General features: G+C 31.4%; 20 protein-coding genes and 1 pseudogene. 12 read left to right on the forward strand and 9 right to left on the reverse strand.

The window, feature by feature from the left end:
• Positions 1 to 41: 41 nt before the first annotated feature.
• Positions 42 to 1,853 carry a type I DNA topoisomerase gene (topA, locus tag KQ878_RS03235; protein WP_216505420.1) on the reverse strand — a complete coding sequence of 604 codons (1,812 nt, stop codon included), beginning with the start codon at positions 1,851 to 1,853 and terminating at the stop codon, positions 42 to 44.
• Positions 1,854 to 2,169: 316 nt separating this feature from the next.
• Here topA and rpsF point away from each other — a divergent pair, with 316 nt between their 5' ends.
• The 3 genes from rpsF to rpsR are packed head-to-tail and all read left to right on the forward strand — an operon-like array spanning position 2,170 to position 3,410.
• On the forward strand, positions 2,170 to 2,595 hold the full coding sequence (rpsF, locus tag KQ878_RS04445; protein WP_216505419.1) for a 30S ribosomal protein S6: 426 nt from the start codon (positions 2,170 to 2,172) through the stop codon (positions 2,593 to 2,595).
• Between the two features lie 24 nt (positions 2,596 to 2,619).
• On the forward strand, positions 2,620 to 3,132 hold the full coding sequence (locus tag KQ878_RS03245) for a single-stranded DNA-binding protein (protein WP_216505418.1): 513 nt from the start codon (positions 2,620 to 2,622) through the stop codon (positions 3,130 to 3,132).
• A gap of 8 nt (positions 3,133 to 3,140) precedes the next feature.
• Positions 3,141 to 3,410, forward strand: a complete 270-nt coding sequence (rpsR, locus tag KQ878_RS03250; RefSeq protein WP_171111979.1) for a 30S ribosomal protein S18 — start codon at positions 3,141 to 3,143, stop codon at positions 3,408 to 3,410.
• Positions 3,411 to 3,480: 70 nt separating this feature from the next.
• On the opposite strand, the gene KQ878_RS03255 is transcribed toward rpsR, so the two are convergent.
• The 6 genes from KQ878_RS03255 to KQ878_RS03280 all read right to left on the reverse strand — a co-directional run bounded on the left by KQ878_RS03255 (position 3,481) and on the right by KQ878_RS03280 (position 10,782).
• On the reverse strand, positions 3,481 to 3,939 hold the full coding sequence (locus KQ878_RS03255) for an L-threonylcarbamoyladenylate synthase (RefSeq protein WP_216567927.1): 459 nt from the start codon (positions 3,937 to 3,939) through the stop codon (positions 3,481 to 3,483).
• 16 nt (positions 3,940 to 3,955) lie between these two features.
• Positions 3,956 to 6,325 (reverse strand): UU173 family protein, encoded by a 2,370-nt coding sequence (locus KQ878_RS04450; RefSeq protein ID WP_216505416.1) that lies wholly within the window; start codon positions 6,323 to 6,325, stop codon positions 3,956 to 3,958.
• Positions 6,294 to 7,139, reverse strand: a complete 846-nt coding sequence (locus tag KQ878_RS03265; RefSeq protein ID WP_216505415.1) for an MAGa7180 family putative nuclease — start codon at positions 7,137 to 7,139, stop codon at positions 6,294 to 6,296. The genes KQ878_RS04450 and KQ878_RS03265 overlap by 32 nt, the downstream gene beginning before the upstream one ends.
• 159 nt (positions 7,140 to 7,298) lie before the next feature.
• Positions 7,299 to 8,654 (reverse strand): hypothetical protein, encoded by a 1,356-nt coding sequence (locus tag KQ878_RS03270; RefSeq protein ID WP_216505414.1) that lies wholly within the window; start codon positions 8,652 to 8,654, stop codon positions 7,299 to 7,301.
• A 159-nt stretch (positions 8,655 to 8,813) separates the two neighbouring features.
• On the reverse strand, positions 8,814 to 9,251 hold the full coding sequence (locus KQ878_RS03275) for an MAG0130/MAG3770 family membrane protein (protein ID WP_216505413.1): 438 nt from the start codon (positions 9,249 to 9,251) through the stop codon (positions 8,814 to 8,816).
• Positions 9,244 to 10,782 carry a TrkH family potassium uptake protein gene (locus tag KQ878_RS03280; RefSeq protein ID WP_216505412.1) on the reverse strand — a complete coding sequence of 513 codons (1,539 nt, stop codon included), beginning with the start codon at positions 10,780 to 10,782 and terminating at the stop codon, positions 9,244 to 9,246. The genes KQ878_RS03275 and KQ878_RS03280 overlap by 8 nt, the downstream gene beginning before the upstream one ends.
• 91 nt (positions 10,783 to 10,873) lie before the next feature.
• Here KQ878_RS03280 and KQ878_RS03285 point away from each other — a divergent pair, with 91 nt between their 5' ends.
• From KQ878_RS03285 to KQ878_RS03325, 9 genes are all read left to right on the forward strand, one after another.
• Positions 10,874 to 11,551: a potassium channel family protein gene (locus KQ878_RS03285; RefSeq protein ID WP_171111964.1), complete on the forward strand. Its 678-nt coding sequence runs from the start codon at positions 10,874 to 10,876 to the stop codon at positions 11,549 to 11,551.
• Positions 11,552 to 11,726: 175 nt separating this feature from the next.
• Positions 11,727 to 12,158 carry a division/cell wall cluster transcriptional repressor MraZ gene (mraZ, locus tag KQ878_RS03290; protein ID WP_216567928.1) on the forward strand — a complete coding sequence of 144 codons (432 nt, stop codon included), beginning with the start codon at positions 11,727 to 11,729 and terminating at the stop codon, positions 12,156 to 12,158.
• Positions 12,158 to 13,060 carry a 16S rRNA (cytosine(1402)-N(4))-methyltransferase RsmH gene (rsmH, locus tag KQ878_RS03295; protein ID WP_216567929.1) on the forward strand — a complete coding sequence of 301 codons (903 nt, stop codon included), beginning with the start codon at positions 12,158 to 12,160 and terminating at the stop codon, positions 13,058 to 13,060. Before mraZ ends, rsmH begins: the two co-directional genes overlap by 1 nt.
• A gap of 21 nt (positions 13,061 to 13,081) precedes the next feature.
• On the forward strand, positions 13,082 to 14,236 hold the full coding sequence (locus tag KQ878_RS03300) for an MAG3720 family protein (protein WP_216567930.1): 1,155 nt from the start codon (positions 13,082 to 13,084) through the stop codon (positions 14,234 to 14,236).
• Between the two features lie 12 nt (positions 14,237 to 14,248).
• Positions 14,249 to 15,358: a cell division protein FtsZ gene (locus tag KQ878_RS03305; protein WP_216567931.1), complete on the forward strand. Its 1,110-nt coding sequence runs from the start codon at positions 14,249 to 14,251 to the stop codon at positions 15,356 to 15,358.
• Positions 15,359 to 15,496: 138 nt separating this feature from the next.
• Positions 15,497 to 16,201 carry a 16S rRNA (uracil(1498)-N(3))-methyltransferase gene (locus tag KQ878_RS03310; RefSeq protein ID WP_216567932.1) on the forward strand — a complete coding sequence of 235 codons (705 nt, stop codon included), beginning with the start codon at positions 15,497 to 15,499 and terminating at the stop codon, positions 16,199 to 16,201.
• A gap of 4 nt (positions 16,202 to 16,205) precedes the next feature.
• The gene (mutM, locus tag KQ878_RS03315; RefSeq protein WP_216567933.1) at positions 16,206 to 17,036 is read left to right on the forward strand and encodes a bifunctional DNA-formamidopyrimidine glycosylase/DNA-(apurinic or apyrimidinic site) lyase; all 831 of its coding nucleotides are present in this window, start codon (positions 16,206 to 16,208) and stop codon (positions 17,034 to 17,036) included.
• Complete coding sequence (locus tag KQ878_RS03320) at positions 17,026 to 17,259, forward strand: Smr/MutS family protein (protein WP_216505405.1); 234 nt, start codon at positions 17,026 to 17,028, stop codon at positions 17,257 to 17,259. Before mutM ends, KQ878_RS03320 begins: the two co-directional genes overlap by 11 nt.
• 278 nt (positions 17,260 to 17,537) lie before the next feature.
• Positions 17,538 to 17,987 carry a variable surface lipoprotein gene (locus tag KQ878_RS03325; RefSeq protein ID WP_216567934.1) on the forward strand — a complete coding sequence of 150 codons (450 nt, stop codon included), beginning with the start codon at positions 17,538 to 17,540 and terminating at the stop codon, positions 17,985 to 17,987.
• Between the two features lie 583 nt (positions 17,988 to 18,570).
• Here the strand turns inward: KQ878_RS03325 and rpoC are convergent.
• Together rpoC and rpoB are read right to left on the reverse strand one after the other, a co-directional pair.
• Positions 18,571 to 22,476 (reverse strand): annotated as a pseudogene (gene rpoC, locus KQ878_RS03330) (DNA-directed RNA polymerase subunit beta'); the annotation flags it as partial.
• Positions 22,469 to 26,092 (reverse strand): DNA-directed RNA polymerase subunit beta, encoded by a 3,624-nt coding sequence (gene rpoB / locus KQ878_RS03335; RefSeq protein ID WP_216505402.1) that lies wholly within the window; start codon positions 26,090 to 26,092, stop codon positions 22,469 to 22,471. The pseudogene rpoC and the gene rpoB, both read right to left, overlap by 8 nt.
• Between the last annotated feature and the right edge of the window lie 243 nt (positions 26,093 to 26,335).

A 26,335-nucleotide genomic window follows, 5' to 3' on the forward strand; every position in this document is an offset into this window, starting at 1 on the left:
TTATTTTTCCTAAAACTAAACAAAAATGAGTGTTTTGTAAATTATTTTTCATAATTCTTGGCGAATTTACATTTAGGGAAATTAGGGCAACCAATGAATTTGTTGCCATATCTATTTTTTCTAATAATAAGTTCAGTTCCATCTTGTGGACATTTTTCATTAGCAAACTCATATGAAATTGTTGTATGTTCCATTGTTTTTTCCGCTTCGTCATAAACTCTGTTAAAGTTGTCTCAAAACTCTTGCATAACGGGTTTCAAATTGACTTTACTTTGAGCAATTAAATCCAACTCTTCTTCAACCCGAGCAGTATAACCTTCTTCGATTATTTTTGGGAATGATTCGGTTAATTTATCCATAACAATACGACCAAATTCAGTAGGGTGTAATGCTCCGTTAATATTTTCAGCATATTCACGGTCTAGAACAATTTTTACTGTTGAAGCAAATGTTGAAGGACGTCCAACTTTTATATTATCTAAGGCTTCAATCAATGAACCTTCACTATATCTCGCGGGCGGATTAGTTTGGTGGTCAGTTACTTCGAATTTTTCAACTGGAACTACTTGACCTTCACCATAATTAGGATCTTCTACTTCTTCACGTTCACCTTTAACTACATAATAACCATTAAACAAAATTTTAGATGTTGTTAATCTAAATTTCAAACCTTGTTTATCAAAAACATAAGCTTTAGACATTCTAATAGGAACATTAATTAATGCTTGTAGTGTATGTTCATAAATTAATTTATAAACTTGATAGTCATAGTTATTTAATTTAAATTTATTTTTTGCTTCTTCAGGAGTTAAGGTAATGTCTGTAGGTCTAATAGCTTCGTGGGCGTCTTGATCCCCTGAAAAACCCTTAATTTCATCAGAAACATATTCTTTACCATATTTATTTTCAATATATTTACGTGCATTATCTATAAAATATTGACTTAATCTAGTTGAATCTGTACGTGGATAACTAATTAAACCGCCATCTCCATATCCCTCATATAAATTTTGAGCTGCTCTTTGCGTTGATTGTGAAGAAAATGGAGATTTTTTATATAAAACCGCTTGTTTTAATGGCGTTATAGCGCCCATTTTTTTTCTAGTTTCTCTTATGCTTTCAACAATCAATGAATTAGGTAACGAAAATATTTTTTTGGATATTTCTCCCTTTTCTTCAGGATAAATTCAATCTTTTTCACCACTTGGGTTACTTTCATTATAATAATCAGCCTTGAAATTTTCATCAATGTAAGCACACGCTTTATGATAATCTCTTGGAACAAAAGCTTCAATTAATTTTTCTCTATCAACAATTAATTTTAATGCTATCGATTGAACTCTACCAGCTGATGGTTTTGTCGGAGAGTTAGAAAGTTTTTGTTTCATTAATTTGCTTAGTTTGAAACCAATAATTCTATCCAACATACGACGTGCTTTTTGGGCATCAATTAATGCTTCGTCAAGTTTTGCTGGGTGTGAAATTGCTTTTAAAATTGCATCTTTGGTTATCTCATTATATTTAATACGAGAGTATTTATCCTGAATGTCCAAATACTTAACCAAGTGATCTCCAATGGCTTCACCTTCACGGTCAGGGTCGGTCGCAATGAAAACTTCATCAGCTTTTTTCACAGCAGATTTAAGTTTTTTAACAGTGGTTTTTTTGGTAGAATCAATCACATATACAGGTTCTCATTCATCAATTTTAATGCCCATGATTGTGTTACCAATTGTTCTAGTAGAAAGTTTGGCAATATGACCAACTGAAGCTAAAACATCATAATCATCTCCTAAATATTTTTTTATGGTTGCCACTTTGTTTGGCGATTCAACAATAACTAATTTACTCATAATAATAAATTTACCACATAATTTAACTTTATATATTAACTTTGCTAAAAAAGCTTATAAATTTCTATAGAACTCCAGTTTAACCATTTTGAGATTAAACCTTATTAAATATTCAGTACTTTTACGAAAAATACAGAAAAATAACTGAATAAGTGTATTAAGATTTTAATAAAGAACGTCAAAAAACTAATATTAACAATAAAAATATTAATTATTAATATTGGTTTCGTTTTTTTAAATCTTAATATATAATTGCTATGAGTAAATATTAATTACTCCTTGGTCGTATGACCCGGATGTCCATAAGGAGGATAAAATGCATAAATATGAAATTATGATGCTCCTAGACCCTAAAGCTAACCACGAAATTGGATTCGAGTTAGTCGAAAGCGTCTTTGGAAAATCAAACATCATTAAGGCAGAAAAACTAGAAAACACAACTCTAGCTTATCCAGTAAACCATTCAACACAAGGACAATATCTTTTAATTCAACTAAACGGAGAAGCTTCATTAGTAGCTGAATTCGTTCGTCGTTCAAACATCTCTAAAGAAATTTGAAGACAATTAGTTATCAATTTAGATACAGAAAAAGGTTTAGGTAAAGAAAGAAAGACTTGAGCTGGTAAAAAAGTTTATAATCCAGCTGAAAAATCTGAAAGAAAACCTTTCAAAAAATCTTACGATGCAGAATCAAAAGTTGAAAGAAAACCCAGAACACAAAAAGCTGAAAAAGCTGAATAATTAACCAATTAGAAATGAGGAAATATGAATAAAGTATTACTGGTTGGAAGAATTGCTAACGATATTAGAGGCTTCACTACCCCTAGCGGTGTTAACTGATGCAGAACTTCTGTAGCAGTTACAAGAAGAACAAACTCAACCGAGCCAATTACAGATTTTATACCATTAGTAGCCTGAAGATCAACCGCTGATTTTATGTCAAAATACTTGACAAAAGGATCATTAGTGTCTATTGAAGGCTCATTTACGACGGGTTCATACAACGGCCAAAACGGAGTTGTCAGAACCTATGAAGTTACAGTTGAAACAATTAACTCTTTGGAATCACGTCAACAACGCGAAAGAAGAGCAACAGATACTCCAAATATGGATAATTCATTTAATCCTCAAAGAAATCAAACTACATTTAGTGGATCATCAAAACCCACATCAAATTATGTCGCTACAGATGCACAGGTATTTAATATACCAACATCTAACACAAATGAAGCAAAACACAATTTCGCTGTATTTGATGAAGATGATGATTTACAATAGGAACTAAAATGGCAAAATTCCGTTCAAAAAAACCTGCTTTCAACAGACGTCGTAGAAGCTTAATCGCTGACTTAAACCTAAACTACATTGATTACAAAGATATTGAATTGCTAAATAAATTTGTTACAAACACAGGTCAAATTAAACCACGTGCTTTAACAGGATTATCAGCAAAAGACCAACGAAAAGTTGCAATGGCAATCAAAAGAGCTCGTTTTATGGCTCTAATGCCTTACGCTAAAGAACGTGTACGTGTTGTAAACAACCCTACACACTAATATTTTAGTTAATGACACCAACATCTGGTGTCATTTTTTTAAAAAAATGTGAGTCGAACTCACATAAAAATTATCTAATTCACTCTTTGGTATCGACATTATAAATTCGACTTGCCTTACCTGAAACCTGACCAAAATTAAAAACATTTGTTATTTGAGGGAAAACAGTTTTAGCTTGATTAATCTGAATTGGTTCTTGACCCGAAATATTAGCACTTGTAACATACATTGGACCATTTTTTAACAAGAACTCATTAAGTTTTGGGTGATTGGGCATTCTGAAACCTTGGTTATTAACAACAATACTTACTGCTCCGGGCCAGAACTTTAATGCTACATCATTTGCTTCTTCGTTTCATTCCTTAAATTTTTGAGCTTGTTCCAATGATCCAACTAGAATCATTATTTTTTTATGAGCTGGACGCTGTTTAAGTTCATAAATAGTTTCCAAGGTTGTATCACTAATTGGTCCACCAATACCGCATACAGTATCTGTAGTAGTTATAAAAATTTTTTCGTACTTGTTCATATTACTTCCATCTTAATTATTTAATCGCTACTTTAATAAGTTTTTTACTATCAAAATCAACTGCTAATTTCTCATTTTTGTTTAATTCAAACTCAAAACCATAAATCTCTGGAAATACATCCGCAATAAAACCTAGGATGAATTCGTAAACAACAATCATTGCGACAACGTCATTATGACAATATTCTTTTAATTTTTCAACTTTAGCAGCTCACTCATTATCTTTAGTGCAATTGGCATTTCTATTTACGGCCAGTTCTAGTGCCATAGAACCATTTTTGATTTCTAATCCGGCATACTCTTTAATTTTTCAACGATATTGATAACCGCTTTTAGTAATTAATTTTTCAAGTTTTTTGATGCTGGTGTAACCCAGCAGTTCCATTATTCGAATAGTTTTTAATTCTTTATCAGCAAAGGTGTTGCGACGATACTCATCGCAGATTTTTTTATAATCATCTAGATTTCCTTCAAATTCTTTAAGATTTAATTTGAATGACGGTTTATGATACTCATTATATTTTATATATCGCGAGACATAAAACACTTGATCTGTTATATCAGTTTTGGTTGTAAAACACTCTAATAAATCGAATGTATTATCATAAATATGCTTAACTAAAATTTCAAAATCTAACCATGAATCAAATCCACGTGTTCTCATTTGATTTACAAATTCAACATCATCGGTATTATTTTGGTCAAAATTATCATAACGTTGTTTGACCATATCTCTGATTTCTAAATTTCTTGTGTTTTCGTAATTTTTATTGAAAACAACATATTTATCTGCCGAACTATGAACCCTAATTATGACATCAACCAAATCAATAAGCTCTAAGTTTTTAGGATCTTTAATAACATCCTCTTCTGAAACTACCTGACCATTTTGTGTAATAATCACAGAAACTTGATGAGGAACTTGTCTTCACGATTTTAACCCATCAAAAATTGGAATTAACGAGCTAACTCCTTCATAGTCATATCAGACAATTTTCAAATTCTTAACCATTAATTCACTGATTAATTCTAAAGCTTTATTGGTGAAATAATTCGGAAAGCTATACAACTTATCAACAATGAATTTATGTTTATCAATATGATTTTGGTCTAATATCTTTAATGAATTACCTGTGCCACCATTACCCGATGAATAAACATAGTTTGGTCCTAAATATAGATTTTTAATTGTATTTAACTCTTTATTCTTTCCTCAAGCGGTCGAATCAGTAGATAAATCGAAAATCAATTCACCATTTTGTTTTATCGAGTAAGCAGGTTTTGTAATTTTACTTGCATCAATTATTTTAGAAATAGATTGGTCAAATTCTTCATATTTTGCTTCTTTTAAATTAACAGTAAGGTCAGGGATAAATAATTCATTATTTCTAATATTATTTACAATTTTAGTTGAAAATTTTGTAACATCCTTGGATTTGGGGTTATCAAAAACATATCCTAGTTTAAATGAATTATAAACACTTGCCTTGAGCCCTTCATAATTGGATTGCGAATGGGCTAATCCAGAATTAATTAAATCACGAACAATCAATTTATTTGCGTCTTTAGTTAAACTTATTCCTTCTCTTTTCACTGATGAAGCACTAGCACTAGAATAAGACCCATCAACTGTGCGAAATGTAATTCTTCCTTTTTTGTCGTTTTCGAAGTCAAAAATAACGAATTTTATATTATTAATTTTAATACGAGATTTTAGCGCAACATTATAAGTAAAATAAGCTTTTAGATAATCATCTATATTAGTAGAGCTTTTCATTTTTTGGAAATATAAAGTGCAATGTTCTTTACAATATGCAAAGCAAGTTGCCTTAACAACAAAATTAGCATCACTTTTTTTTGCTAGATAACAAAATGTTGGATCAATTAGCAATGTTTTATTATTATCAACTAAAAAATCATTTAAAAATTCGTCAGCTAAATGTAGTTGAGTAACTGGAAAAATTCTTTGCATATAAGAAGTTGTCAAATTATTTCCATGGTATTTAATTAAATAATCACAAGCCTGTTTATACGCATTCGTGAACATGTTTTGATTTTCCATTTTGTAATTTCACTCGCTAGTAAAAAAACTTTTGGTCATGTCGCTTAAATATTTATTATCGTAATAAGATTCTTCATCTTCATCATTAAGTTCTTTTAAAAAATCAAACTGGTGTAATGCTTCATTAGTTGATGAAGACTCAATCATAGAATCCAAAAACAACTTGAAACCATTAATGTCAACATTCGGAATAATCGAATTCCCTTCAGAATCCTTTTCAGATCAAATGAAGTAAGGTTGACTTGTGTAATATGTTTTGAATTGGCTAAAAGAAATAAGTTTTGTATTATCTTTATTTAACTTGTCAGAACTCGATATCTTCATCTACATCTCCAAATCTTTTTCATTTATTGAATAATTCTTCTCATTCCTGTTCATTATGACACAATAAATACTCGACGACTTTTGCATCACGTCTAGCATCATATTTTGGACTTATACCAGTTCTTGAATAATATTTTCAAAATTTGACAATTGTCTCCAAGTCATCACGCGCTTTATTTTGGTCAACATCAAACATATATTGGGCAATATTTCTTTGATTTAAATCTATTAACTCAGGTTTTTCATAGTCTCCTTCCTCTAAATAAGTAGCAACTATTGAATATCTTGGATAACCTAATAAATAAGCATACAATTCTGCTTGTTTTCGATAATCTAAAGGAACATTAAGATTGTTGTTTTGTTCTCAAATCGCTTGTTTTTTAGCTTGTACCGCTTTCATTTCTAATACTATTTTTTTAGAAGGTATCAACCCATCAGGAACTCCACCGACGATGTCATGAGTTTCTTTAAAATAATCATATCCAACCTTTGCAGCTTCGATATGCTCGATATCAAGTTTCGGAAATTTCTTTTTCATTAAATCAAAAACCATTGGTTCAACGGTTTCACCAGCCCTTACATACTTTTTAACAAAAATTGGAGGAGCAAGTCGTGCCATATGTAAAAACGCTAAAAATTGTCCCTTAAATGAATCAGTTTCAAAAATATTTCCTATTGATGATCCTCCGAATTTTTTGAAACCTTTACCTGCAGGTTTGCTTAATAAATCTTCATGATATTGAGTTCTTAATTTAAGTGTTTGGTTAACCACATCTAAATCGTAATCTACACCATTATATTTTCTTTTCGCCATATTTTCTCCTATATATTTTATAACATAAAATATATACTTTTTTTTCGTATTTCAAAGCATATTTTAAACTATTCTTAGTTACCGAATAGCTTATTTTTTATATTATTTTTCAAAAAACAATAAAAATAAAAAATCGCGCATCGGCGATTTTGGACGTAATTAATTAACGTAATTAAATACTCAGTGTGCTATCACGTAAATTCCGCCCCCGATTATTAATAATAAAATAATCAAGAATAATCAGAATAAAAGATCGTTTTGTCTGTTTGGGGCAGGAGTTTTGGTCGGTTCAACATCAACTGTTCTTGTTCGAGTCATTGTTAAAGTTTGATTATCATTAAAAGGTAATAATTTAGTATCACCCAAAATTGATTCACCTAGGTCAAATTTAACTGAATTTGATTCAGATTTAAATTCACATTTTTCAAAATGGTAAGTTACAAAAGCAGTCTCTGAATTTATTATGTTGATTTGTTCAATTTTTACATCTAAAACAGAATCAGATTTGAATTGTTTAGTTTGAAATAGAACTGCATCGTTATTATCTGTAATATCTGCATAAATCGAAGATAATGATACTAGGTTATTGAATTCGTCTTCAGTGATTGAAGGTACAAATGATTCATCTGCATAGATAATTTCTGTATTATCGTCAACTTTCCTAAAATCGAATACGCCTGTAATATCGCTAGAAATTAAATTATCCTTTGAGAAGTGTCCTTTGAAAAATGCGTGTTCTAAATCTTGAACATTAATCTCTTCTACTTCGAAATTCAATTCTTGATTATCTGATTTGATACAGCACGAATGTAAATCTAATGCAGTCATGTTCTTTCTAGTTTTAGCGCAAACTTGTGCCGACTTAATCAATTCGCGGAATTGCTCTTCAGTAATTAAGTCTTCAGATTCATATAAAAATTCAGTTCCAGGAGTTAAATTAAAGTATATAAATTTTGCGATACGTGGTTCTGATACAAATTTATCTTTTTCTAATGTATACTCAACTGTTGCTTTTTTATCACTGTTAACAGCAATTCATAAAACATTTACACTAACATCAGCGGTTGATTTAATTGATTTTGAATTAATTAAAATAGGTAAGTTGTTTCCGTTTAATTCAATGTAAAGTTTTGAGTTATCGATTAACTTATTGAATTGTTCTAGTGATAGAGATTTAGTTTTCTTGGCTGGTGTCTTGTCAACTAAGTCTTCTCTGTTAATAAATTCAATAACATCTTTATCTTCGATTTTTTCTTCCTTAACACGACCTAGAATCACCAAACATTGCTCTACTGTGGCACTTCCTCTAAAACATCCGTCTCGATGGAATCAAACCTTAGCAGGTGATTTTGTTTTTGAAGCTTTTTCAATAAAAGCATTTAAGGCTAACTCAAATGTTGCAAAATTATTATGAGTTTTTAAATTTTGTTTTTTTAAGTTGAAAGACATGTTTCTATCTTTATCGAATTTTTCGGCTAAATAGTATTTAGCGAATAAAGTTTTTTTAGTAGCCATTTTTTCCCCTTTAAATAATAATATTAATAATATCATACAACAAATTACTATATTTAACATAAATATTAACATTTATTTCTGAATTTGTTTTTAATGCGTTTCTGAAACTGACTAAATTAACAACAAGAGCTGTAATTGCAAAATATTAAAAAGCAAACTCTAATTAGAATTTGCTAGATAATTTATTAGTTTAGATGAATCAAGTTTATTAATTTTACTAATCTTCTTACGGGAAATATTGTATGTTCAAATAGCAACTTTCGTATCAAAAATAATACTTAAATATCTTGGTTTGTACTTAACTCAAACCTTAGGATTATCTTGTTGATAAACACGTTCAATAATTAAACAAAAACGAACATAATTTAGGTAAATATTAATTATTATTGCGGGTAAAAATAATAAAAAGATTGAAATCAATGTTGCTCATCATGGAACAATTAATTTTACACACGAAATAAGCACTATAATAGAAATAATCAGTAAAACCAACATTACAAATAGAGAAATATTGAGTTTTTTACGACGTGCACACTTTAAAAATGACTCAGTAACATTCTCATCTATACCTAAGTCTAAATAACTTTGTTTAGCCAATCATTACCTCCTCATGAATATAATCATATTTATATGAGTAATTCTTTTTACCACCCCAAACTAAAACAGTTGAACTAATGCCGAATTGACCTATAAACATAATTAAAATTATCACGAGTTTTGAAACATCATTCATATTAGAAGTAACACCAACTGTTAACCCACTAGTACCAAAGGCACTTGAAACTTCAAATAATAAATGAGCAAAACCAAATTTATTATGATCTAATTTACCGCCATAAGTAAAGGTGCTTGAGGATACTATTAATGTCCCAACAAACACTAAAAATACTGAAATAGAGAAAATAATAAAACTCATTTTAACAGTATCATCATCAACTCTTCGTCTAAATGCTCGTACAGAAGGACGCCCACTAATTTTTGAAGCAAGAGCAAGTATTAAGATGGCAATAGTTGTTGTTCGAATACCACCCCCGGTAGAAACAGGGCCTGCTCCAATAAACATTAATATAGACATCATAACCACGCTACTCATAGTTAAATGCTGTATATTAATGGTACTAAAACCGGCCGAACGAGTAGACAATGTTAGGAAAAGTGATTGTCAAATTTTTTCAACTATATTTCCATATTCTGCTTTATTTCAAAATGTTAACATTTCGTTTTTAGCGCTGGCTTCAAATGTCAATATAACAATAAAACCAATTACTGTAGTAATTAGATAAGTGCTTGTTGAAATTTTTGTTATTAATTTAAAAACGTATTTTTTATTTTTGCCCCTGTATTTTATTTTAATTTTTATACAATTCAATAAATCGTAAATAACCGGGTATCCCAGACCACCAATAACAAATAGAATTACGAAAAACATTTGTAATTCTATATTGTGATAATAAGACATTAGCGAATTATCGCCAATAATGTCAAAACCAGCATTGTTCAAAGCTGAAATTGTATGGAAGAAACCATATCTAAATGATAATGCTCAATCTCCTTGCGAAGCAATAAAAGATCCGTGTAAGTTTATATCGCCGGCGACTTTAGGTTCAGCCAAATAAAAGTAAACACTTAAACCAAATCCAGAAATTATTGTAATGATTAATAAGGCTGAAACTGAATTAATTATTACACGTTTATTTTGGCCAAAATTATCTCCTCCGCGTTCGTGGGCTAAAATTTCCATATCTGTAATTGAATTTTTGGCTCTAGGAAACATTAAAGTAAAGAAAAATATCTTTAAGGCAAAAATGCCAATTCCACCAGACAAAATCAAAAACGCTATAACTGCCTGGCCGAACATATTCCAAGTATTTCAACTAGCTTTAGTCACCAATCCAGTATCACTAAAAGCGGATGCGGTTGTAAACAACGCATCAATGTATGATATTTTATCTGTAGTTTGGTGCGTAATTGGACTTCATAAAACTAAGCTTGCTAATATTATTATTGCTAAATAAGTTATCAAAATGATACGAACATTTGATACTTTTTTTAATCAATAAAAAAACGAAGTAAGATTTTGTTTAAACCTAGAATTACGCCAGCGTGTTTGTCAATTCGGTTTTTTCATAAACATATTTTAATACATTAAAGAATAAATATGCATTTTTAAACTATAATTTAGAAAACTTAATATTCATCACACAAGCAAGGAGAATAAAATGCCAAGAAAATCTATTCAGAATATCTGCGTTATTGGCGCAGGACGTTTCGGAGAAGCAGTCATCAGACAACTTCTAACAATGAAGGTTTCATTATTAGTTGTAGACAAAGACGAGGCAAATCTAAAAATGTTTGCCGATTTAGTTGATAAATTGGTTGTCGCAGACGCCGCTGATACCAAAACTTTAAAGGCTTTAGGAATCAATGATATGGATATTGTCGTTGTCGCTACTAACGACAATATTGAAATAGTTGCAGCTCTTACCGAATTAAAAGTTGACAACATTATTGCAAGAGCTAAATCAGCTCGTCACGCTAATGTTTTACAACAAATTGGAGTTAATGTAATTATTCGTCCCGAACAGGAAGCGGGAGTAAGAACCGCTCTTTTAGCTGCCAACCCAAACTTCGCTAAATATTCAAAAGGTTTACAAGAATTAGGAGACGGGTTTGTAATGGGTACTTCTTTACTGACTAATCCTTCACTAATTAACAAAACAATCAAAGAATGTAAATTCGTCGAAAAAGGCGTTAGCATCGTATTAATAAAACGTGGAGCTCAAAGCATCTTACCAAATGGTTTTAGTGTCTTGCAAGCCGGTGATATCATCACAATATTAGGAAAAGTACATGATGTTACACATGTTTTTGGTTTAATGAACAAAGTAACTAAGTAATTATCCCCACTTTTATGGAAATTTTCACATTTTATAAAAACTCGTTTTTCGATAAAAAACTGTACGAAAAACGAGTTTTTATTTTTTTTAATTTTTTTATTACAAAATTATTTAAATTTTATTAAATAACATGCGTGAATAATGTAAAATTGTGGTGGATAGTGGAGGAAAGTGGATGTACGGACAATATCAAAGAAATGTTGATTCAAAAAATAGAATTGCTTTGCCATCAAAATTGCGTGATGCATTAGGTAGCAAGTTTTATTTAACTGTTGGCATGGAAAATGTAATTGAATTACGAAGTGTTGAAGAATTCGAAAAATTAACTGCAGATTTAACTTCGCAAAGTCTTTACGATAAGAATGCGAGATTATTGAAACGTTGATGGTTGGGTAATACCCATGAAATCGAATTAGATTCTCAATCACGTTTTGTTATACCAAAATCTATTCTTACCAAAGGTGCTATCCAAAAAGATGTAGTCTTCATTGGTGTTGGTGACTCTGTGGAATTATGAGCTACCGAAATTTATGAAGAATACGAGTCAAAAATGAGTGTTAAAGATTTAGAAATGGCCGCCCAAGCATTGACACAAAGAGTTAAATAATGCACCAAGAACATTATTCAGTTTTATTGCATGAAACTATTGAAGTCATTAATGTTAAACCAGACGGTATTTACGTTGATTTAACATTAGGAATGGGCGGACACTCAAGCCTAATTCTGCAAAAACTCACCACAGGTCGTTTGATCAGTTTTGACAAGGATGTTTTCGCGATAGAAAAAAGTCGCGAGCGTTTAAGTAAAATTGGTCATAATTTCACACTAATTCATTCAGATTTTCAAAATATTACTGACGAATTAGCAAAACTTGGAATCGATCACGTGGACGGTATTATTGCAGACTTAGGAATTTCATCACCACAAGTTGACAACAGTCAAAGAGGTTTTAGTTATAACAAAGATGCTAAACTAGACATGAGAATGGATCAAACTCAAACCCTTGATGCTCATTACATTATTAATAATTATGATGAGGATGAATTATGTCGAATCTTGCACGATAACGCAGAGGTTAAACTTGCTAAGCGAGTTGCGAATGCCATCATTGCAAATCGACCTATTGATACCACATTACAATTTGCTGATGTGATCAGATCTAGCTTGCCAGCTAAAGTTGTAAAGGTCAAAAATCCTTGCAAAGCTATATTTCAAGCTATTCGTATCGAGGTAAACAATGAGCTTGGTTCGTTACAAAAAATGCTAGAACAAAGCATAAAATTGTTAAAACCAAATTCATCTTTGGCAATAATTACATTTCATTCGATAGAAGATCGCATTGTTAAACGATTTTTCGGTAATTTAACAAAATCAAAATTACCTGTTAAAATGCCGGTTTTAGAAAAGAAAGAATTTGGAGTCAAAGTTGTTGACCCATCAAAAAACGAATTAGTTCAAAACAAGCGCTCAAGAAGCGCTAAACTAAGAGTTTTAACCAAATATATTTAAAAATAGATAAAGGAGTGGCTTATGAAGAATTTTTTAGTAACTTTTCAAATAAACAAAGAATTCGTACAAGCTAGTGTTGTAACTAATACATCACTAGGTTTTAGCACACTCCTAGATATTTCGAAACGCAACAATAATTTTACTGATTTGGTGTGTTTAATTGATGAAATAAAGCTTTTTATCAATAAAAACGTGAACACTAAAAAAAGCAAAATTAAATATTCATTAATAATTCAAGATGCATTGTTTGACGTTCAGGTTCTCTATAATTCTCATTCACAAAAACTAAACGGAAAAGTAGAAAATGAACACAAAACAGTCTTTGATGAATACTTAACTACATCTAGAAATAATCCTGACTATTACACATTAAATTATGCTCCATACATGTTTGAAGTATTAAATAATAGCGAAAGTAAGAAATATGCTTTTTTCCCAGCAAACAAATTGGGACAAAAACTAATTACTTACTATAGTCTGGTTTTAATCAAAAGAAGTGATGCTAATTTTACAAATATTTTAAACCTATTCAATAGTAAAAATATTGAATTAATTCAAATTATACTAGAATCACAATCTTTAATAACTAGTCAAAATAAGAAGACTCATTCGGTATTAGTACAAATGAATTTCAATACAATTTCTATCACCGGATTCTTCAATAGTATCGTCTTATATAAAGAAAATAAATTGTTAAATTTCAATGAAGTATTTAACAAAATTGGACGTAGTTTAAATATGAGTAAAGATATGGCTTCTGCTTATTTTAAAGCAGTAATCGCTAATTGAAAATATTATTCAACGATACAAGATACTGCGTCGACTGAATCAATAATTTTCGGAGTTTGTGAAAAAATGCTTCGTAAAATCGTTGATGAAATCGAAAAACAGCATCAAATCCACTACAATAAAGAACAATATGTTGAATACGTCATTTCAGGTTCACAAGCTGGCTTATTGAAACATCTAATGACTAAAGAAAAACAATATAATGTCAGCACGTATGAACAAATTCCGGTCGAACAAAATATCTTGCCAGCAAGTCACTATGGTGCTTGTTTAATGGTGGACGAAAAAATAAATACAAATTTAATTGAAACATTAAATGATATTGATGATTTTAAACAAAACAAAAATGTATTTCAAAAATTTATTAGCCTATTTAAAAATGCTTAGAAAGGAGTCAACATGGATTTAAATACCAAAAAAATTACAATTAAAGTTATTGGTATTGGTGGTGCCGGTGGAAACATGGTTAACTCACTAGTAGATGAAAATCTAGAAAATGTTGAACTCTTTGTTGCTAATACAGATAATCAAGATTTGATTAAAAACCGAGTAGAAAATAAAATTCAACTAGGTAATGATACAGCAGGTCTTGGTACCGGAGGTAACCCAGAAATTGGGGCCCAGTGTGCCAATGAATCTTTGGAAGAGCTAGATAAAATAATTAATAATACTGATTTACTAATTTTAGTTGCCGGTTTAGGTGGCGGGACAGGTACCGGGGCTACTCCGGTGATTGCTGACTACGCTAAAAAACAAGGAATATTAACATTAGCAATCGTAACAACGCCTATGGAAGAATTGGAGGGAAGTCGTATTTGCGCTGTGGCCAGCCATGGCCTTAGAGAAATAAAAGACTCTGTAAATTCTTACATGGTAATTTCAAACGAAAAGCTGATGAAACAAAATATAAATCTCCCTTTAACAGCTTCATTCCAACAAGCAAATGTCTGTGTACGTGACACAATCGAATTAATTAACTCAATAGCAAATTCAACTGGCTTTATAAATATTGATTTTAATGATATTAAACAAGTTTTATCTAAGGGTGGGAAAATAACAACCACCACTGGAAAATCCAATGGTGATCAGCAAATACAAAAAGCAATGGATTTGATTTCAAATTCAAATCAATTTGTTGATAAACCACAATCTTTTGGAAGTATCATATTACATTTTCAAGTTGGAAAATCAACATCGTATGGTGATTTATTAACGTTAAAAAAAGAAATTTTAAATCATTATGGAATTGATGAAACAGTCGATACTCAAATGGGAATTGACAACGTTATGAAAAATGATTCACGTGACGAATATTTTAAATTTAGCATTATATTAACTGAATCAAATGATAATAAAGTTAATAAACTTGAACAAGATTCATCAACAAAAACTGATTCACTTGATGATGAAATTAATGAAATTACAAGCGGAATAAATCTAATTGGTGATAATGATATCGATACAACATTCGAAAATTCTAATAACACCGATCCTCTTCCCGAATTTTAACTACTGGGTGCTTAAAGGCATCCTTTTTTTATTGCGTTTTTCAGTAAAAAATATTTAAAAATGACTATATATGCTCTGGTTGTGCTTTATTTTTGTTCTATTTTTTATATAATTAAATTTAAAACTAAAGGAGATAAAATGCATAGATTTTTTGTCAATGAAAAAATAGGTAACACATTTAAACTAGATGACCAAACATTACACCATATCAGGGTTGCTCGTCTTAGCAAAGACATTTTTTTAATAAACTTTCAAGGTGAATTTTATGAATGCCAACTTGAAACTGATACAAATTTAGCTCGAATCATTCGTAAGATTAATATAAACCATGAATTTAATAATAATTTGATTTTAGCTGCTCCAATAATTAAACCAGAACGTTTTGAATGAATGTTAGAAAAAAGTGTTGAGTTGGGTGTAAAGAAAATAATTCCTATGATATCTCAATATTGCAACCACAAATTAATCAATTCAAGTTTTAGTGATAAAAAATATATACGATACCAAACAAAAATAAAAGAGGCTGCTCAACAATCATTTAGAAATATTATTCCCGATATAACAAAACCTCAAAAATTAGAACATATTGTTAATGATTATTTAAACCAAAACTACACAATTTATATTGCTTTAGAAACATTAGATGATTCTTTACAAACTAATTTTCTGGTAACTAATTCAGTAATGATAGCTGGACCAGAAGGCGGATTTAAAGAAAATGAAATTGAATTTATCAAGAAAATAGCAAGCTCAAATGAAAATATTAAATTAATATCGCTGGGAACAAGAATATTGCGTGCCGAAACCGCTGCGATTACAATGCTTGCCAAGGTAAAGGAGTAACACTATGCCAGAAATGCCGGAAGTGACAACTGTAGTTAACGCCCTTCGCCCAATAATAAGTAATCAAACAATTAATAAGGTAGAAATTTATAAAGAAAAATTATTTCAGAATTGTACTTCTGAAGAGTTTAAAATTTTTGTTCAAGGCGAAACGATTAAAGATATTTATAATCTTGGTAAGCACATTATTATCGAACTTAAAAACGAATTATTTATTTTAAACCATTTACGAATGACTGGTAAATACGCTTTTTATCAAAAATATCACAATCCAAGTCTACACGATCATGTTGTTTTTCACTTGAGTAATGGATATTTATACTTTAATGATGCTAGGGCTTTTGCTACTTTCCATATTAAAAATAAAAATGAATTAATGAGCACAAAGCCATTATGTGATTTGGGAAAAGTCCCTGATGAAACTGATATAGATTGACTTTTTGAAAAAGTTAAAAAACGAAGTGTTTCAATCAAAAATATATTATTAGATCAAAGTTTAATTTTGGGTATAGGAAATATATATGCTAACGAAGCATTATGAGAATGTCAATTACATCCTTCAACACCTGCTAATCAAATTGACAAAATAAAATTAGCGGAACTAATAAAATCGGCGGGGCAAATCATGAATCACGCTACTGAATTAGGTGGTTCAAGCATTCAATCGTATTCTTCGCTTAATGGTAAAAAAGGCGAATACCAAAATTTATTAAAAGTTCATAATCGTGAAAATTTAAATTGTTATCGATGCGATAGCAAAATACAAAAATATTGAGTAAGTAAACGAGGAACATATTATTGTCCGCAATGTCAAAAGGAGAGATATGATTTATAGTATTGATTTACATGGTTTTTCAGTTGAAGAAGCAACTAGTCGTATTTTGCTTGCGTTGCAATATGCAGAAGAACAAGATTATGACTACTTAGATATAATCACGGGTCACGGAACAGGAGCAATGAAAGTTACTGTCGAAAACCTTTTAAATGAAGAAAACTATGATTACTCAATCATTCGTGACGGATGCTATCGAGTCATAATTTATGACACATACTGATAAATTGTGTAAAAATATCCAGATTTTTTAGAAAATAAAACTATTCTGTAACTTCTAATGTTTTATATCTTAAAAATCGCAATATTTGTAATAAAATATATACGAAATATTTTTAATATTATTACTAAGGAGAAATATGAAAAGAAAACTATTCTTAATGTTGGGGGGGGGTTGCCGCTACAATAACAACTTTACCGGCTATTGCCGCATCTTGTACTAAAGAAAATAAAAATTCAAAACAAGACGAAGGCAAAAAAACTAATGCTTCACAACTAGTAACCATGTTAGATGAAAACAAAAAAACTAATGATGAGCCAGTTAGTGAAAAATCATCAGCTCAATACGAAGATATGGTCGACGTAGATTTATCAACATTTAAATTAACAATTGTTGAATCTCTGACTGAAAGCAATCTAGGTGATCACAAAGGTGTTAAACAAGTATTTATCAACACTTTCAATGGTGAAACTAAAATCATTGGTAAATCTACAAGCAAAAAACCGTGAGAAGGTCCCACATTAGCTACAATGGAATTGCCAAAAGGTATTTCACTTGTGAACGCAGATAAACCACTATATATCAATAAAAAAGACAATTCAGCAAAAGGCAGCGGCTTTGTTACAGTTGTAAAGGACGCTAACGGATATTTAGCTAAATTTAGATTATTCAAATTCGATAAGGGTGGAAAACATAAAGTTTCAACCGTTGTATACTCAATGTACATTAAATAATTAGAATTTAAAACATCGGAATTTGATTTCGATGTTTTATTAATTTGAATTAAAAAATCAAGCATGATTATTAATGCTTGATTTTTAATTATTCAAATTCATGTTCAATATCCTCAGTAAAATTATCTTCAACTTGTTGAACATCTAATTCAGAAAAGATTTCCTCTAAGTCAGAATTAACTAAATCTAAATCCACAGAAGCAAATTTTTCTGTAATATCTTCGTGTTGAGGATCGTATTTCATTGAAAAGTATGATCTTGGGTCACGAATATCATATTTTTCTTTAGCTTCAAAATTGCTGTTTGTACCGGCAGGAATTTTGTGTCCTAGAATAATATTTTCTTTTAGACCTTCCAATTTATCTGTCTGAGACCCGATTGAGGCATTAACCAAAATTTTAGGAGTTTCTTGGTAAGAAGCTGCGGCAAGGAATGAGTCAGAAAGAAGTGGAGTTTGTTTAGCCCCTTTAATTTTAACTTCTCCAAATGGAGGTTTTTTACCTTCTGCTAACAAGCGAGCTGATTCTTTTTGGAAAGCAAAAATATCAACTAAAGAACCTGAGAAGAATTTAGAATCTCCAGTGTCTGTAATCATCACTTTTGATAACATTTGACGAATAATAATTTCGATATATTTATCCGCAATTGAAATACCTTGTAGACGATATAGTTTTTGAACTTCTTTTAATAAATAATTTTGCACTGCTCTTGTATCTGCATATTTTAATAAATCACCTAAAACTATAGGTCCTTCAACAAGTTTTTGGCCGGGGATTAACTTATCGCCTTCTTTAACGACAATTCTGCGATCAGCTTTGGTTTCAAAATCAAGGATTTCTCTTTCGCCTTTATCATTTAAGATTTCGGTAGTAATTATTTTAATGCTTCTATTTGTGATTTCAGTTGGAGTAGTGATAGAAATTACTTTACCATATCCGGGAGCAATAATTGCGGGTCTACCCCATGGTGAATCATAGGCGTCGATAAGTTCCATTAAACGACCGAAACCACCTGTAATATCTTCAACCCCTGCAACACCACCGGTGTGGAATGTACGCATGGTTAGCTGTGTACCAGGTTCACCAATAGATTGGGCAGCAACAACTCCGACCGCTTCACCAATGTTAACAACACGGTTTAAAGCAAGGTCTTTACCATAACATTTTTTACATACACCGTTGCGTGTGTAGCAAGATAAAACAGATCTAATTTCAACAGATTCAACACCAGCTTTAACTATTCTATTTGCAATTTCTGGGGTAATTAATTGATTTGCAGCAATAATTACTTCACCAAATTGGTCTAAAACAGGTTTGTTTGTGAAGCGACCCTCAATTCTTTCAGCTAATGATTCAATAACTGTATTGGTTTTTGAATCCTTAATATCTTTAACGACGAAACCATAATCGGTACCACAATCAACTTCACGAACTACAATACCTTGAGCAACATCGACTAAACGACGCGTTAGGTAACCCGATTTTGCCGTGTTAAGAGCAGTATCGGTTAGCCCTTTACGAGCCCCGTGAGTTGATGAATAAAATTCGTAAGCAGTAAGACCTTCTAGGAATGATGATTTAACTGGAATTTCAACTGTTGAACGAACAACACGTTCGTTTTCGGCATCAGCTTTAAGGATTTTAACGTTGTTATTCATTAAACCACGCATACCAGCCAGTTGAACGAAGTTACTTGAGTTACCACGCGCTCCAGATGTAAACATCATAAATAGAGGGTTATATGGATCTGATTTAGTAACTTGTTTTAGTTCATCTTCAATAGAATTTTTAATTTCAGCTCATTTTTTGATTGAAAGTGAATATCTTTCGTCATCTGTCAACATACCTTCTTCAAAAAAGGCTTTTAATCTTTCAATGTATTCTTCGCCTTCTTTAATTTTATCTTTAGTTGTTGGCAAGGTAATAACATCACTTACAGCAATAGTAGTACCTGAAATTGTTGAGAAATGGAAACCTAATGATTTAATTTTGTCAAGAACACTAGCAACAACATTAGTATATTTAAATCAAACAGTTTCTAATAATTTTGTGTAATCATTAATGGTTCATAAAGCATCCTCATTGTTTTGAGTCATAGTAACTTCATATTGAATCTTGTTAAATTCTTCGATAATAAATTTAGTTAGAATTTCGGCGTGTGAGGCACTAATTGTTTCACCATTATAGCCTTTTAATACAGCGCATTTTTCAAAGATTTTATCAAGTTCGTCTTTATTTATTTCATTTAAAACGACTGCTAAATCCTCCATGCAAACAACACCTACATATTGGTCATAAACTCTACGAACAATTTTAGCGATATCCTTTTTAGATAAAGGAAGGTTAATATCCATTTTTGCAATATGTTCTGGGAAATTTGTACCTTTTGGTAATAAGTATCTTAACAATTCATCTTCATTTGCAGAAGTGTGAACTATTTCCTTACCTTCAGGAGTGGTAAATTTACCAAAAACGAATTCAAAAGAATTTGGAAATGCACGGTTAAACATGAATTTACCGACTGTAGAAACAATGTAAGAATTTTGTTCAGAAGCATTGATTCATTTTTTGTTAGCTTGCTCAATAGGTAAAACAACTCTAGCGTGAACACTGACTGCTTTATTTTCATATGCTGTAACCATATCTTCATATGTTGAGAAGAATTTACCTTCACCTTTTGTACCGGCTTTTTCCATTGTTAGGTAGTATAAACCTAAAATCATATCTTGACCAGGGTTGATAATAGGTTCACCATCCTTAGGTCCTAAAATGTTTTTAGAAGCAAGCATTAACTCACGTGCTTCACGAGTTGCTTCAGGACTAATTGGTACGTGAACTGCCATTTGGTCCCCATCAAAGTCTGCGTTAAACGGAGTACATGAAAGTGGATGAAGTTTAATAGCTTTACCTCTAATTAGAACTGGTTCGTAAGCTTGAATACTTAAACGGTGCAATGTAGGCGCACGGTTCAATAGCACTGGGCGACCTTCTATTGCCTTTTCTACATACGGTCAAATAATAGGGTCTAAGTTTTCAACAGCTTTTTTCCCTGCTTTGATTGAATTTATATTATTTTTATCACATTTAATTAATTCTCTGATAATTCAAGGTTCAAATAATTTAGCTGCCATTTCTCTGGGAATACCAACTTGGTGCATTTTTAGTTCAGGACCAACAACAATAACTGAACGTCCCGAATAGTCAACACGTTTACCAAGCAGGTTTTGACGGAAACGACCTTTTTTACCGGTCAATGCATCGGAAATAGATTTAAATGGTCTCCCGTCTTTAGACGCAACAGGATTAGGTTTTTTACGAGCGTTGTCAATTAACGAATCCACTGCCTCTTGAATCATACGATACTCATTTTGTTTAATCAACATTGGAGCATCTGTTTCTTCTCATTTTTTCAAACGGTTGTTTCTAATAATAATACGACGGTAAAGTTCATTGATATCGCTTGTTGAATGACGACCACCGTCAAGTTGAACTAGTGGACGTAAATCAGCAGGAATAACAGGTAAGTTATAAATCAACATTGATTTAGGATCTTGATCTGATTTAATAAATGAATTAATTACAGTTAAACGTTTATATAGTTTTGCTCTTTCTTGAATTTTAGCATTAGCTGATGGGTTTTGAGCAATTTGTAAGTTAATTTCCGCAATTTCTTCTTCTAGTTTTGTTGCTTCCTCTTTTGGATCAACATGTTCTAGTAAGTATTCAATTGCTTTTGAACCAGTCGAGATACGAGCGTCAGAATATTCGTGAATAATATCGTTGTATTCATAGAAGTCTATACCATAATCTTGACCCATTTTTGATGTCGCCTGTTCTTTTAAGTCATTAATTGCTTCCTCAATAACTTCGTAAGCTTCAATGTCGAATTCATCTTCGCTTTCAGGATCAAATTTTTCTTTTAATTCCTTCAATGCCTCATAGTAAACAATAGCAGCATCAGAAATATCGATAATTGCATTCTTTTTAAGTGCTTTTAATCCACCATCTTCCAAAACAATGTGAGATTTATAGTAAATTAATTTTTCTAATTCAGATTTAGTTACCGATCTATTTGAATTAGCTACTTTTAAACCTAAAAGTTTCGAAATAATAGAGTGGTCAATTTTAAAGAATCAAAAGTGAACAACAGGGTTTTTAAGACTGATGTGTCCCATTCTACTTCTACGAGTGATTTTAGGTAGAATTTTTGGTTTGTATTTAACACACATTGGTGTACGAATACAGTCTGTATTTTCATCACTTCTTTTGTATTTTGTATTACATACTGGACATTTATAGTCAGTAGTAGGTCCGAAAATAATTTCGTCAAATAGACCATCACGTTCAGGTTTGTAGCTTTTGTAATTAATGGTTTCAGGTTTTGTAACTTCACCATTTGATCAAGATGTAACATCTTTATCAGTTGCTAAAGATAAAGTAATTTTATCGATTAATAATTTTGGTTCATCTTTATTTTGAAATCTACTCATTAAAACCTCCTATATTTGAATCGAAGTGTTGAATTGATAAATCTTCGTCATCAATTTCCACGTGATTAATATCTAATTTCATGCCTAAACCTCTTAGCTCGTATTTAAGCACATTGAATGATTCTGGAACACCAGGTTTTGGTAATTCTCTGCCAGATGCTAATGCGGCATAAAGTTGGTTTCTACCGTTAATATCATCTGATTTATATGTCAATATTTCTTGAAGAATATTGGTTGCACCATAAGATTCAATAGCTCATGTTTCCATTTCACCAAATCTTTGTCCACCGTTTTGCGATTTACCTCCAAGAGGTTGTTGGGTAATAAGAGAGTATGGCCCAACACTACGAGCGTGCATTTTATCGTCAACCATATGGTTAAGTTTCAACATATACATAACACCAACTGAAACTGGGTTATCAAATTTTTCACCTGTTATCGGGTTAATCAAGATTTGTTTACCAGTCGCAGGCAATCCCGCTTCTTCAATAACATCATAAATTTCTTCTTTTTTAATACCGTCAAATACACGGGTAACAAATTTTGTTTTTAGGCTTCTAGCTGCCATACCTAAATGAATTTCTAGTACTTGACCAATATTCATACGAGATGGAACCCCTTGTGGGTTTAACATAACATCTACTGGCGTTCCGTCCTCTAAGTGTGGCATATCTTCTTCAGGTAAAACGATTGAAACAACACCTTTGTTACCGTGACGTCCACTCATTTTATCCCCGACTTTAATTTTACGTTTAACCGCAATTGAAACTTTAACAATTTTATCAATACCATCTTCTAATTGGTCCTTATTTTCGCGGCTTAAAATTTCGACACCAATAACGGTACCACCATGTCCATTTTTAACTTTTAATGAAGTATCTTTAACTGCTTGTTGGCGTTGTTGAAGAACTGCTAACAACAATTTTTCTTCTTGTGTTGGGTTATCGTCGCCTTTAGGACTAACTCTACCAACTAAGACATCGCCAGGAGCAACATCACTACCAACACGAACAATACCATGTTCATCTAAGTGACGAGTTGAGAATTTAGACACATTTGGAATATCGGCGGTCAATTCATCATCGCCCGCTTTTGAGGTTCTAAATTGAACAGTTTGTTCTTCAATATGAATTGAAGTGAAGACATCATCTTTAACTAATCTTTCATTTAAGATGACGGCATCTTCATAGTTATATCCATTATAAGTTGAAAAGGCTACTAAGACGTTTTTACCAAGTGCTAATTCTCCATCTTTAAATGATGAACCATCAACCAGTAAATCTCCTTTTTTAACTTCTTGTCCTTCTCTTACAAGCGGTTTTTGGTGAACGACTGTATCTTGGTTAGAACGTTGGAAGTTTTTAAGGTTATATGTATCAATACCTTTTTTATCATTTCTAATTTTAATTTTTTTGCCATCAACAAATTCAACAATACCATCGTTACGAGCAACAAAGTTGCCTGAAGAGTATTTAGCAATTTCTGCTTCAATACCAGTAGCAACAAATGGAGCTTCAGTTTCTAATAAAGGAACTGCTTGACGTTGCATGTTAGCACCCATAAGTGCACGGTTGGCATCGTCGTTTTCAAGGAAAGGAATACATCCAGCAGCCACCGAAACCATTTGGTTTGGAGCGACTTCAATAAAATCAATTTCATCAGCAGTACCAATTTGATATGTGTAGTTGTGACGAATTGTTAATTGAGGGTCGATAATTCTATTGTTTTCATCAACTTTAACAGTTGATTGGGCAATTTTGTAACCCATTTCATCAGCCGCCGTTAAGTAAACAGGTTCAGAATAATCAACAATACCATTATCAACTCTAAAGTATGGAGTTTCTAAAAAACCAAATTCATTTACTTTAGCATATGTGGCGAAGTTTAGAATCAAACCAATGTTTGGTCCTTCAGGAGTTTCAATAGGACAAATTCTTCCGTAGTGAGTTGCATGAACATCCCGAACCTCAAATTGAGCAGTATCACGATTAAGACCTCCGGGTCCCAGAGAAGTGATACGTCTTTCATTTGATATTTCGGCAAGAGGATTAATTTGGTCCATGAATTGCGAAAGTTTTGATGAGTTAAAGAATGTTTTCATTTGGTTGGAAATTAGTTTGTTGTTTGTAACATTTTTTGGACTAACTTTATCCGGTTCTTTAGCACCCATTCTTTCACGAGTTGTTTTTTCTAATTTAGATAGACCTACTTTTAAGTTATTTTGAACTAATTCGCCTAACGAAACGATACGTTTGTTTGTTAATGCATCCGGATCATCATCTTGACCAATACCATCAAGTAAATTGAAGTAGTAGTTAATTGTAGCAATTAGGTCTGAAACAACTAAATGAGTTTCAACTGCTTTAGGATCAGTACCAATAACTCTGACTGGTTCTTTCCCTTTTTCCATTCATTTCTTACTTGGGTAAACCTTAATAGAAATTATTTTATCTCTTCTTTTCAATGATGAATTGGCAGGATCGTTAAGTAATTTAGCGTAAACAACTTCAGGTTTAATGCATTTAAGTTTTTCTGAAGGTAATTTACCGTTATTGAAGTTTCACTGAATCAATACCGCTAATTTATGAGTAATTGTTTCACCAATTTCCAAATTAATTTCCTCACCATCTTTGTTTTGGATTGTCAGCGGTTGTGCCAAAATAGTTCCCGAAATACGGTCAACTAAGTTTAGCTTAATGTTTAACATATAACGGCCAGTTTGACTTAAATTATAGTGTTTTTTGTGGAATAAAAGTCCTGGGATTAAGTTAGAGATAGATTCGTCAGAAACACGATCTCCTTTTCTGATAGTTCTAAATAAATCATCTTGACAATTTTTAATAACTTCTTCGTGTGGTAAGTCGGTTGTTAATTTCTTGTCTTTTTTAATAGACTCTTCTAAGACATCTGATTTTCCAAATAAATCATAAATATCTTCATGAGTTAAACCAAGAGCACCTAAAAATGTAATTATGTTGACATTTTTGTTTTTATCAATTTTAATTTTTACACTGTCAGGGTTTTTTGATGTAACTTTGTGAGAAATTTCAACTCATGAACCTACACGAGGCAAGACTTCAACTTTGTTAAATAAGTCATCTGATTGTTTATTACGAACACCACGACCAAAATATGCTCCAGGCGAACGTATTAGCTGACTAACGATAACTTTTTCACTACCGTTGATGATAAAACTACCACCCGAGGTCATTAATGGAATTTCACCTAAAAATACAGTATCTTCCTTAACTAGACCATCTGATGTAGTTATAGCTTTAAACTTGCCATACAATTTACCTGCATAGTTTGTTCCTTTTACTTTAGCTTTCGTAACTTCATCATATTCCTTGGCTGGGATTTCTAAAGTAGCACTATTGTGAATGTATTCAAGTGTTACTCCTTTGTTTGAAGATGAAATTGGGTAATGCTCTCTAATAGCTTCTTCAATACCAGATTTTTTAAATCACTCAAATGACTCTTTTGATGTTTTCAAAAAGTCTTGAACTTCATAAATATGTTTGGTTACTGAATAATCTCTACGTTTGGTCCCTGCACCAAATTCGGTGACTTTGTATGGGTATTTGTTAACGTATTTTTTTGTAACTTTTTCTTCCATAAAAACTCCTTTGTTAATGTGATATAATGCTACTGCATACTTACTTTAAAGATTATGTGTAAGGCATAATTAGCAAATATATTAATATTGTATCACTTTAAAAAAATAAAGTAAGTAGATTTCTATTTTTTCTTAGCGCAGTTTTGCGCTAATTTTATTTTTTCGAAAAATACTGAATTTAAACGAAATATAGAAAAAATAAGTTTAATGTACTGACATAAAAATTTTGAAAAATTAACTCGA

It is taken from the genome of Mycoplasma zalophidermidis (assembly GCF_018913985.1).
Taxonomy (GTDB): Bacteria; Bacillota_I; Bacilli_A; order Mycoplasmatales; family Metamycoplasmataceae; genus Mycoplasmopsis; species Mycoplasmopsis zalophidermidis.